12 protein-coding genes are annotated in these 10,981 nt (G+C 28.7%); 5 read left to right on the top strand and 7 right to left on the bottom strand.

Features of this window, described 5'->3' with window-relative positions:
• The first annotated feature begins 28 nt into the window (after nucleotides 1-28).
• Nucleotides 29-796 (top strand): transporter substrate-binding domain-containing protein, encoded by a 768-nt coding sequence (locus ACTT9U_RS04385; protein WP_440931968.1) that lies wholly within the window; start codon nucleotides 29-31, stop codon nucleotides 794-796.
• Between the two features lie 40 nt (nucleotides 797-836).
• Complete coding sequence (locus ACTT9U_RS04380) at nucleotides 837-1,568, top strand: amino acid ABC transporter permease (protein WP_440931967.1); 732 nt, start codon at nucleotides 837-839, stop codon at nucleotides 1,566-1,568.
• Here ACTT9U_RS04380 and ACTT9U_RS04375 read toward each other — a convergent pair.
• From ACTT9U_RS04375 to gatC, 7 genes are read right to left on the bottom strand one after another with little or no spacing between them, the layout of a single operon-like run.
• The gene (locus tag ACTT9U_RS04375) at nucleotides 1,565-2,083 is read right to left on the bottom strand and encodes a thermonuclease family protein (protein WP_440931966.1); all 519 of its coding nucleotides are present in this window, start codon (nucleotides 2,081-2,083) and stop codon (nucleotides 1,565-1,567) included. The genes ACTT9U_RS04380 and ACTT9U_RS04375 overlap by 4 nt on opposite strands.
• Nucleotides 2,046-3,416, bottom strand: coding sequence for an MATE family efflux transporter (locus tag ACTT9U_RS04370; protein WP_440931965.1), 1,371 nt, complete (start codon nucleotides 3,414-3,416; stop codon nucleotides 2,046-2,048). Before ACTT9U_RS04370 ends, ACTT9U_RS04375 begins: the two co-directional genes overlap by 38 nt.
• An 8-nt stretch (nucleotides 3,417-3,424) precedes the next feature.
• Nucleotides 3,425-4,333, bottom strand: coding sequence for an oxygen-dependent tRNA uridine(34) hydroxylase TrhO (gene trhO, locus ACTT9U_RS04365; RefSeq protein WP_440931964.1), 909 nt, complete (start codon nucleotides 4,331-4,333; stop codon nucleotides 3,425-3,427).
• Nucleotides 4,333-4,983 carry an O-methyltransferase gene (locus ACTT9U_RS04360; RefSeq protein WP_440931963.1) on the bottom strand — a complete coding sequence of 217 codons (651 nt, stop codon included), beginning with the start codon at nucleotides 4,981-4,983 and terminating at the stop codon, nucleotides 4,333-4,335. The genes trhO and ACTT9U_RS04360 overlap by 1 nt, the downstream gene beginning before the upstream one ends.
• Nucleotides 4,984-4,987: 4 nt before the next feature.
• Nucleotides 4,988-6,463, bottom strand: a complete 1,476-nt coding sequence (gene gatB / locus ACTT9U_RS04355; RefSeq protein ID WP_440931962.1) for an Asp-tRNA(Asn)/Glu-tRNA(Gln) amidotransferase subunit GatB — start codon at nucleotides 6,461-6,463, stop codon at nucleotides 4,988-4,990.
• A complete protein-coding gene (gene gatA / locus ACTT9U_RS04350) occupies nucleotides 6,460-7,917 on the bottom strand; it encodes an Asp-tRNA(Asn)/Glu-tRNA(Gln) amidotransferase subunit GatA (RefSeq protein WP_440931961.1) in 1,458 nt (485 codons plus the stop codon). Before gatA ends, gatB begins: the two co-directional genes overlap by 4 nt.
• Entirely contained in the window at nucleotides 7,917-8,204 is a 288-nt protein-coding gene (gene gatC, locus ACTT9U_RS04345; RefSeq protein ID WP_440931960.1) for an Asp-tRNA(Asn)/Glu-tRNA(Gln) amidotransferase subunit GatC, read from the bottom strand. The genes gatA and gatC overlap by 1 nt, the downstream gene beginning before the upstream one ends.
• Nucleotides 8,205-8,254: 50 nt before the next feature.
• On the opposite strand from gatC, the gene ruvX reads away from it, so the two are divergent.
• From ruvX to pyrC, 3 genes are read left to right on the top strand one after another with little or no spacing between them, the layout of a single operon-like run.
• A complete protein-coding gene (gene ruvX, locus ACTT9U_RS04340) occupies nucleotides 8,255-8,710 on the top strand; it encodes a Holliday junction resolvase RuvX (RefSeq protein WP_440931959.1) in 456 nt (151 codons plus the stop codon).
• A gap of 42 nt (nucleotides 8,711-8,752) precedes the next feature.
• Nucleotides 8,753-9,694: an aspartate carbamoyltransferase catalytic subunit gene (locus tag ACTT9U_RS04335; RefSeq protein WP_440931958.1), complete on the top strand. Its 942-nt coding sequence runs from the start codon at nucleotides 8,753-8,755 to the stop codon at nucleotides 9,692-9,694.
• A complete protein-coding gene (pyrC, locus tag ACTT9U_RS04330; RefSeq protein WP_440931957.1) occupies nucleotides 9,695-10,981 on the top strand; it encodes a dihydroorotase in 1,287 nt (428 codons plus the stop codon).

Raw genomic sequence — 10,981 nt, 5'->3', positions numbered from 1 at the left:
TAATATAAATGGTTATGTTATAACTATTATGAAAAAAATATTATCTATCGTACTTTTTGTACTAATCTCTTTATCTGCAAATGCGGAATCAAATTTAAATAAAATTCTTTCTTCAGGAGAATTAAGAGTTGGAACTACAGGAGACTGGGATCCAATGACTGTTAAAGATCCAGCAACTAATAAGTACAAAGGTTTTGATATTGATGTAATGAACGAATTAGCAAAAGATATGGGTGTCAAAGTTAAATTTGTTCCAGCTGAGTGGAAAACTATAGTTTCTGGAATAACATCAAACAGATATGATATTTCAACAAGTGTAACAAAAACACCTAAAAGAGCTGAAGTTGCAGGTTTTACAGAAACTTATTATAAGTATGGAACTGTACCTCTAGTTCTTAAAAAAAATCTAAACAAATTTTCAACTTGGGATTCACTGAATAATAAAAGTGTTACAATAGCTACAACTCTAGGAACATCCCAAGAAGAAAAAGCGAAAGAGTTTTTTCCAAAATCTAAACTGAATTCTGTAGAAGCTCCTGCAAGAGATTTTCAAGAAGTTTTGGCAGGCAGAGCTGATGGTAACATAACGAGTTCAACAGAAGCAAACAAGCTTGTTATCAAGTATCCTCAATTAGCAATCGTTCCTGATGGAGAAAAAAATCCAGCATTTTTAGCAATGATGGTTGCTAAAGGTGACGATGAATGGAGAAACTATGTAAACAACTGGATTAATAAAAAAAAATCATCTGGTTTTTTTACAAAGTTGTTAGCTAAATATAATTTAAAAAGTTTATAATCAATTAGTAATTAATTATTAATACTTTATAACTCTAAGAGTGAAAAATTTATTTTTTTTACTCTTAGCTTTATCCTTAACTTCATGTAGTAAAAGTGAACTGAATTGGTTGGTTCTATCACCTAATAATTTAGAAGGATTAACAAATTTAAAATTTTTATTAAGTGGTTTAAATACAACTATTTTTATTTCTGTAGTTTCAATAATCATTTCAATTATTCTAGGATTAATTGTTGCAATACCTTCATTAGCAAAAAATAAGTTTCTTACTTATATTAATATTGGTTATGTTGAAATAGTAAGAGCTATTCCACTTTTGGTATTAATTTTATGGATATATTATGGATTGCCAATAATGACTGGGATAAGTTTTAGTCCATTTGTCTCTGGAATTATTGCTTTATCTATAAGTGAAAGTGCTTTTCAGGCTGAGATATTTAGAGCTGGTATAAATTCAATTAAAAAAGCACAGTGGGAAGCTGGTAGCTCTCTTGGATTAAATTTTTTTAGAAAATTAAGATTAGTAATTTTGCCACAAGCTATTAAGAATATTTTACCTGCAATTGGAAATCAATTTGTCTATGTGTTGAAAATGTCATCATTAGTTTCAATTATTGGAATTGGAGATTTAACAAGAAAAGCAAATGAACTGGTGGTTACTACCTATAGACCACTAGAAATTTACACTTTCTTAATTTTTGAATATCTAATTTTAATACTAATTGTTTCTTATTTTGTCAGAAAATTAGAGAAAAAATTAAAAACTGATTAGTTTTTATTTTTTTTTCTCCACTCCCATGGATTTATAAAAGATCCTTGCCAAACACCTAATTTATTTTTTTTAGCTTGTTTTTCTTGAGCTACAAATTTTTTTGAATATTTTAAATAAGCTACTGCATATCCATTTTTTACCATCCATGAATTTATATTTAAATTTTTATAAAAACATTCGCCTATAAATCTTCCATATCTATCTTTATTTGAAATTAAGCACAAAATTTTTTTGTTAGAAATTTTATCTCTTAGTTTCTTTGTTGAAATAACACCACAATTATATTTTTTATATAAACTGTAAAAGGAAAAAGAAATAAATGGTTTTTTACAACTTTGCTTTACTTCTGGCGCATCAATTCCAAATAATCTAATTTTATTTCCATTTATCTTGATAGTATCTCCATCGGTAACTAATGGTACTCCTTCAATTTTTTCTATTGAGCTTGCTTTTGTTGAAAGCAAAAAAATAAAGAAACTAAAAACTAAAAAGTTTTTTATTTTGTTTAAAAACATTGTTCAAAAAATATCCAATAAAGATTAATACAGCAAAACCCATTATCCAATTAGTAGCCATAATGGTATAAAAGATATCTTCATAGTTTCCGCCTCTAATATTAATAACATACCACAAACATAAAAAAGGAAATGCTGTTAATCGTAAAATACTCAAATATAAACTATAAATCGGTTTTTTGACTGCTTGAAAGACTGCTGTAGTTATAAAAAATACCGGATAAATTGGACCAATTAATGCAGCCACTTGTAAATAAACAATACCATGTTTAATTGCTTCTTCATTGTCAGTAAATAAAGAAACTAAATATTCTGCACCAAAAAAAATAACTAAACCTGCGCAAATCATAAAGGATGATCCAAAAAATAAGGCTTTCTTATATAATTCTCTTATACGATCAAATTTTTTTGCACCAAAATTTTGTCCACCTATTGATAGGACCGCTGTATTCAGTCCAATAACTGGTAACAAAAAAACTTGTTCAATTCTTAAAGCTGCTCCATAACCAGCAGCCGCAAGTTCGCCGAATTGTCCAATAAAATATAATACGTTAAAAATGCCAACACCAATAAACAACATGCTAAACATAATTGGCAGTGATTGTTCTAACAATTCTTTAAGGAGATCTGGCTTAGGAATTAAACATTCAATTTTAAGAAATTCTCTTAGTTTACAAGAATTAACTTTATAAGCTAAATATATAGTTCCAATTGTTTGAGAAATTACTGTTGCGATTGCTAAACCAGCAATTCCAAAACCTGGAATAAAAGCATATCCCCAAATAAATAGAGGATTTAAAAATATATTAAGAAAGAAACTAAATATTAAAACATTTCTATAACTCTTCGTATCACCTTGAGCATTAAGAGTTCCATTAAGAGATATTTGTATCAAAACAATAAATGTCCCATAAAAAATTATATCCAAATATTCTCTAGTAAGAATTATACTTTGTTGATCTGAGCCCATTACAGATAACAAAAAATTTGAGGAATTTAGACCAAACAAAGTTACTATTACTGATACTATAACAGCGAAAATTACTGATTGGGCAACTAATAAAGAAGCTTTCCTAATTTTTTTTTCACCTAAAAGATTTCCAATACAAGCATTTGTTGCAGCACCTATACCAACTCCAACTGCAATAATTACAAAATAGATAGGAAATGATTTTGCTATAGCACCAATTGCTTCAGCTGATATTTTTCCTGCAAACCAAGTATCAACAAGATTATAAAAAGTTTGAAATAAAGATCCTGTACTTGCTGGTATAGTAACTTTTCTAAGTAATTCCCATATTGGGTCCTTAGTTAGTTTGATTGATTTAGACAAATAATCCCCTACTTAAATTCTTTCTGAAATAAATAATTTTTTCCTGACTTTTTTGCTCTATATATCTGACTTTGTCTCATTCTAAAACGTGATTTTTGAGAAGTTGTTAATTTATCAAAACAACTCGGGCAAGATACTCCTTCTTCATATTTCTTTGATTTTTTATCTTTATTAGATATTGGCATTCTACATCCACTACACATTGAGTGTGTTCCAATATTTAAACCATGTTTTAAACTTATTCTGTTATCAAAAACAAAACATTCACCTTTCCATAAACTTTGATCTTTTTTAATTTTTTTGAGGTAATTCAAAATTCCACCATTTAATTGAAAAATATTCTTAAATCCTTTTTTTTGTAAATAAACAGAGGTTTTTTCACATCGAATACCACCTGTACAAAACATTGCGACTGGTTTATCTTTTTTAAGTTTATTAAGGTACTTTGGAAAATCTCTAAAATTAGTTACGTTGGGATTTACTGCTTTTTTAAAAGTTCCAACTTTATACTCAAAAGGTTTTCTAGTATCAATTATATGAGTGTCTTTATCTTTAATCAGTTTGTTCCAATCCTTTGGCTCTAAATGTGTTTTTAAATTTCTTTCTTTCGAATTTAATTTTAAATTCATAGGAACAATTTCATCTTTTATTTTAACTTTTGGTTTATGAAACGGTTGAAAATTTGAATTAGACTCATTGAAATTGTCAAATTTTTTGAAAGAGAATAAAGATTTGATTATTTTTTTAGTTTTTTCAATATTTGATACTCTGCCAGATATAGTGCCATTAAGACCTTCTTTGGCTATAATAATAGTTCCTCTAATATTATTATCATTGAAAAATGTAGCTAAAATCTCTTTATTCTTTTTTAAAGATTTAACTTTAATAAATTTATAAAATCCGAAAACTTTAAACATTATAAAACTCTACAAACAGTCATTCCATCACCTAATGGAAAAATTATTTGCTCTACTCTATCATCTTCTGAAACAAACTTATTAAATTCTCTTATATTTACAGTGAATTTGTCATTATTTTTTTCATCTACTACTTCTCCATGCCACAAAACATTATCAATAATTATTAATCCACCTTTTTTAATTAGTTGTAATGAATTTTCATAATATATTTTATAATTCATTTTATCTGCATCAATAAATATCATATCAAATTTTTCATCTTTTAATTCTTCAAGACTATCAATTGCAGGTTTTATAATTGTTTGAATTTTATGGTCTTGTTTCGCTTTTTTAAAAAAATCAACAGCAACTTTGTTTGTTTCTTCATTTTTATCAAGAGCAATTAATTTACCATTATTGGGTAATGCAAGAGAAATAGAAAGTGCACTTAGTCCTGTAAATGTTCCAATTTCTAAAACATTTTTAATATTTGCAACTTTAATTATTAAATGAAGAAAATAACATTGTGCAGGATCAATCTGCATCCTTTTTATTTCTCCTAAAGTTTTATTATAATCAATTATTTCTTGCTGAATTGGATTTAGTTTAAAACTAAAATCTTTAATATAATTTTCTAATTTTTCTGTGATTTGTAGGTTTGCACCCATTTTATTAAAGTTTTTTCTTTAATATCTCATTTATTAATTGAGGATTAGCTTTACCACTTGAAGCCTTCATTGCCTGACCAACAAAAAAACCAAATAATTTCTCTTTACCATTTTTGTATTCAATAGCTTTTTCTCTGTTTTCATTAATTATCTTATCAATTAAGGCTTCTAGAGCTTTTGGATCGCTTTGTTGTTTTAAACCTTTTTCTTCAACAATTTTTTGTGGATCTTGATCTCCATCAATCATAAATTCAAATACAGTCTTAGCAATTTTACCTGAAATTGTTCCATTCTTAATTAAATTTACAAGGATAGCTAAATTTTTTGCACTAACAGGACTTTGTGAAATGTCTAAATTTTTATCGTTTAAGACTGCAAATAATTCTCCAGTAATCCAATTAACTGCTAATTTAATATCTTTATTTTTACCCATCTTAGCTACAACTTCTTCAAAATATTTTGAAGTTTCTATATCAGAAACAAGAATAGTTGCTTCGTACGGAGATAGTTTAAATTCATCAATAAATCTTTTCTTTTTATCATCCGGTAACTCTGGAATATCTTTTTTAATTTCTTCGATAAATTCCTCAGAAACCTCCAATGGTAGCAAATCAGGATCAGGAAAATATCTATAATCATGAGCATCTTCTTTCGATCTCATAGATCTTGTTTCATTTTTTTTTGTATCAAATAATCTAGTTTCTTGGTCAATTGTTTGACCATCTTCAATCAAATCAACTTGTCTATTTGCTTCATATTCAATAGCCATCTGCATAAATTTAATTGAATTTACATTTTTAATTTCACACCTAGTACCAAATTCTTTTGTACCTTTTGGTCTAACTGAAACGTTTACATCAGCTCTCAAAGACCCTTCTTGCATATTACCATCACAAGTGCCTAGATATCTCATAATTGATCTTAATTTTTTAATATATGCATTGACTTCATCAGGTGATCTTAAATCAGGTTTGCTAACAATTTCCATTAAAGCTACTCCAGATCTATTTAAATCTACGAACGTATTTTGAGGATCAAGATCGTGTATACTTTTACCAGCATCTTGCTCTAAATGTAATCTTTCAATACCAATTTCTTTTTGTCCCTCAGGCAAATCTAAAATTACTTTTCCTTCACCCACAATAGGGTCTTTAAATTGAGAGATTTGATATCCTTGAGGTAAATCAGCATAGAAATAATTTTTTCTATCAAACACTGAACGTTTATTAATTTTTGCGTTTAATCCAATTCCAGTTTTAATTGCTTGCTTTACACAGAATTCATTTATCACCGGTAACATTCCAGGAAACGCTGCATCAACTAAACTTACTTGAGTATTAGGTTCAGCTCCAAATTTGGTGGCAGAAGAAGAAAAAAGTTTAGATTCTGAAGTTACTTGTGCGTGGACTTCTAAACCTATTACTACTTCATACTGATTATCCTTTCTGTTGATTAAATATTCATCTTTGCTTTTATTCATTTAATCCACCAATCAGTTATATTATTTTTAAAACCAATTTTTTCTTCCATTGCATATGCTATGTTTAATATATTTTGTTCATCAAATGCTTTACCAATAATTTGTAATCCTAATGGATAACCTTTTGCATCATGCCCTGCTGGAATAGATATTCCAGGTAACCCAGCTAAATTAACTGGCACAGTAAATATGTCATTAAGATACATGGAAACTGGATCATCTTTTTTTTCACCAATTTTAAAAGCTGAATTCGGTGTAGATGGAGTTAATATTGCGTCTACCTGTTTATAGGCTTCATCAAAATCATTTTTAATTAATTTTCTTATCTTTTGAGCTTTAAGATAATAAGCATCATAATATCCTGAAGATAAAACATATGTTCCAATCATAATACGTCTTTGAACCTCTGCTCCAAAACCTTCAGATCTAGTTTTTTCATACATATCAATTAAATTTTTACCTTCAGATCTAAAACCATATTTAACTCCATCATATCTAGCTAAATTTGATGAAGCTTCTGCAGGTGCAACGATGTAGTAAGTTGGTAAAGCATAACTTGTATGTGGTAAAGAGATGTCAACGACCTCTGCCCCACAATCTTTAATGTGATCAATTCCCTTTTGCCATAAATCTTCTATTTCTTTCGGCATTCCTTCAACTCTGTATTCTTTAGGTATACCAATTTTTTTTCCTTTGATATTTCTAGTGAGTTCTTGGAGATAATTATTTCTTTTAAAATCAATAGAGGTTGAGTCTTTATTATCAAAAGTGCTAATAACTTCATGTAACAAAGCGCAGTCCTCAACATTTTGAGACATTGGACCAGCTTGATCTAGAGATGATGCGAATGCAACAATTCCATATCTTGAACAGCTACCGTAAGTTGGTTTAAGACCAACTGTTCCTGTAAATGATGCTGGTTGTCTAATAGATCCACCTGTGTCTGTGCCAATAGTGATGGGAGTTAATTGTGCAGCTACAGCAGATGCTGAACCACCAGAAGAACCTCCTGGCACTAAATTTTCATCAATTGGATTCTGTACATTACCATAATAACTTGTTTCATTTGATGATCCCATCGCAAATTCATCACAATTTAATTTGCCTAATAATATTCCTCCAGCATTCCATAAATTTTCTGTAACGGTAGATTCATATGTTGGAATAAAACTTTGTAACATTTTACTTCCAGCCGTTGTTTTAACATTTTTGGTGCAAAATAAATCTTTAACAGCGATTGGGATACCAGGTAGTTTTAAATCTAGATTTGGTTTTTCATCAAATTGTTTTGCTTTTGTTAAAGCATTTTCAAAATCTGTATTAATATAAGCATTAAGAATTTTTGATTTTTCAGATCTTTCTATAAAAGCTTTGGTTACTTCTGTTGAAGAAACTTTTTTTTCTTTAATACTTTTACATAATTCCACTAATGATTGACTTGTTAATTCTGACATTATTCAACTACCTTAGGTACTACAAAAAAATCTTTGTTCTCTTTAGGTGAATTTTTAATTATTTCTTCTTTAATATTTTCACTTTTAACTTCATCACCTCTTAATCGAAGAGTTGTCTCAGCAACAGACGTCAAAGGTTCAACATTGTCAGTCTTTAATTCATTCAATTTTTCTATAAACTTAAAGATAGAATTTAGGTCACCAGCTAATTTTTCTGCTTTTGCTTCATCCACAGATATTCTTGATAATTTGGATATATGCTTTATTGTTTTAAGGTCTATTGTCATATGAAAATTAAATACGTCGCAAACTATCATCTAACATTAAAATTTACAACATGATCACACTAGATGAGTTTAAAAAAAATAACCCAAAAAAATGTAGATTAATTGGATTAGATTTAGGGTCTAAAAGAATTGGGGTCGCAATTTGTGATGAAAATTGGTCTATTGCAACTCCATTTAAAACAATAAAAAAAACGACGAACGAAAGTCTTATTAAAGACTTAAAAGATATAATTTTAGAAAATAATATTGAGGGTATCATAGTAGGAAATCCTATAAATATGGATGGATCATTAGGTAGATCTGCTCAATCTGTCAAAGATGTATCTACAAATATCAGTGAATTAATAAAGATCCCTGTCTGCTTATGGGATGAAAGATTATCTACTGTGGGGGCTTTTAATCTATCTAGTCAATTAGATATTAATGTATCTAAAAGAGAGAAAAATATAGATCAAAATGCAGCTGCTTTTATTTTACAGGGAGCAATTGATTATTTAAACAATTAAGACTTGCTTTATTAATTATTAATAGTTATAGAGTTGGTTTTAATGGCAGTTAAATTAAACAAAGCTATTAAAATTTCCCAAAAACATTTGCTAGGAATCCAAGATTTATCTATTAACGATGTCTTGCTTATTTTAGATGAAGCTCAAGCATTTATTAAATTAAATAGAAGTAAAAATAAGAAAATTGATATCTTAAGAGGAAAAACTCAAATTAACTTGTTTTTTGAACCTTCCACAAGAACACAAAGTTCATTTGAACTTGCGGGAAAAAGATTGGGAGCTGATGTCATGTCAATGAATATTGGAAACTCTGCAATCAAAAAAGGTGAGACACTAATAGATACCGCTATGACATTAAATGCAATGCATCCTGACATAATTGTTATAAGACATCAAGACTCTGGTGCTTGTAATCTGCTTTCTCAAAAAGTTAATTGTTCTGTACTGAATGCTGGTGATGGTAGAAGAGAGCATCCTACTCAGGCTTTATTAGATGCTTTAACCATAATTGATCGAAAGAAAAAAATAGAAGGTTTGAAAATAGCTATTTGTGGAGACATACTTCATTCTAGAGTAGCAAGATCAAATATTTATTTACTAAATATGTTAGGAGCAGAAGTAAACATTATTGCACCAACAAATTTAATGCCAAAAGCAATAGATAAATTTGGGGTTAATACATTTACAGATATGAAAAAAGGTGTGAAAGATTGCGATATAGTAATGATGCTTAGATTGCAGAATGAAAGAATGACGAGTTCTTTTCTGGCATCAAATAGAGAATACTATGAATATTATGGATTAACACCAGACAAATTGGATTATGCAAAAGATGATGCTCTAATTATGCACCCTGGTCCTATGAACAGAGGAATTGAGATCGACACTAAGTTAGCAGATGACATAAATAAAAGTGTTATCAAAGAACAAGTAGAATTAGGAGTGGCTGTAAGGATGGCTTGCTTAAAATTATTTTGTGAATAGATGAAGAAAAAATATTTTATAAATGCAAATATAATTGACCCTAAAAATTCAATTAATGAGAATGGAGGTTTGATTATCAATGAAGAAGGTAAAATTGAAGCAATTGGAAAAAAAGTAAATACAAACAATTTACCCTCGAGAGAAAAACCTATTGATTTAAAAGGAAAGTATATTCTTCCTGGTTTAGTTGACATGCGAGTTTTTGTTGGAGAACCTGGATATGAATATAAAGAGAATTTCAGAACTTTAAGTGAGGCTGCATTAGCGGGTGGTGTTACATCAGTGGTAACCATGCCAAATACTAACCCTGTAATAGATGATGTTTCAATTGTTGATTTTTTGAAAAGAAGAGGAAGAGATAAATCAAAAATTAATATTTACCCGTGCGCATCTTTAACTGAAAATCTTGAAGGGAAAAATATGACTGAATTTGGTTTATTACAAAGTAAAGGAATAATTGCATTTACAGATGGATTAAAAACCATTCAGAACACAAGATTGATGACAAGAATTATGAATTCTGCTTTTGATCTTGATAGTTTGATTATGCAACATGCAGAAGATTATGAGTTATCAAAAAATGGAATGATGAATTCAGGTATAATTGCTACTAAATTAGGCTTATCAGGAATACCCGCTGTTGCCGAAAAGATCATTATTGAAAGAGATCTTACATTGTTGGAGACTATAAAATGTAGATATCATATCTCACAATTATCATCTTCAAGATCAGTTCAAACAATTAGAGAAAAGAAAGATAAAATTAAATTTACTTCAGGAGTATCAATTAACAATTTATCATTAAACGAAAATGACATTGGAGATTTTAGAACTTTTTTAAAATTATCACCTCCCCTTAGAACCGAAGAAGATAGATTATCTCTAGTTCAAGCAATTAAAGACGAAATCATTGATGTTATAGTTTCAGATCATAAACCAGAAGATGAAGAGTCAAAAAGACTTACATTTAGTCAAGCAGCAACGGGTGCATCAGGCATCGAAACTTTATTATCACTATGCTTAGAACTTTATCATAATGGATCAGTAAAATTAGAAACCATTGTAAAGACATTAACATTAAATCCAGCTAAAATTTTAAAAATTAATAAAGGAAATTTATCAATCGGTAATGACGCGGATTTTTGTATAGTTGATATTGATAAACCATGGATTGTAAAAAAAGAAAATTTAATATCTAAATCAAAAAATACTGCAATTGAAGGTAAAAAACTTCAGGGTAAAGTCACTAATACATTTGTAAATGGAATAGAATTATTTAAATTATAA

The organism is Candidatus Pelagibacter sp. (assembly GCF_052049975.1).
In the GTDB taxonomy this organism is placed as follows: domain Bacteria; phylum Pseudomonadota; class Alphaproteobacteria; order Pelagibacterales; family Pelagibacteraceae; genus Pelagibacter.
The sequence above is the reverse complement of the archived record's forward strand: the minus strand, read 5'-3'. Positions and strand labels throughout refer to the sequence as shown.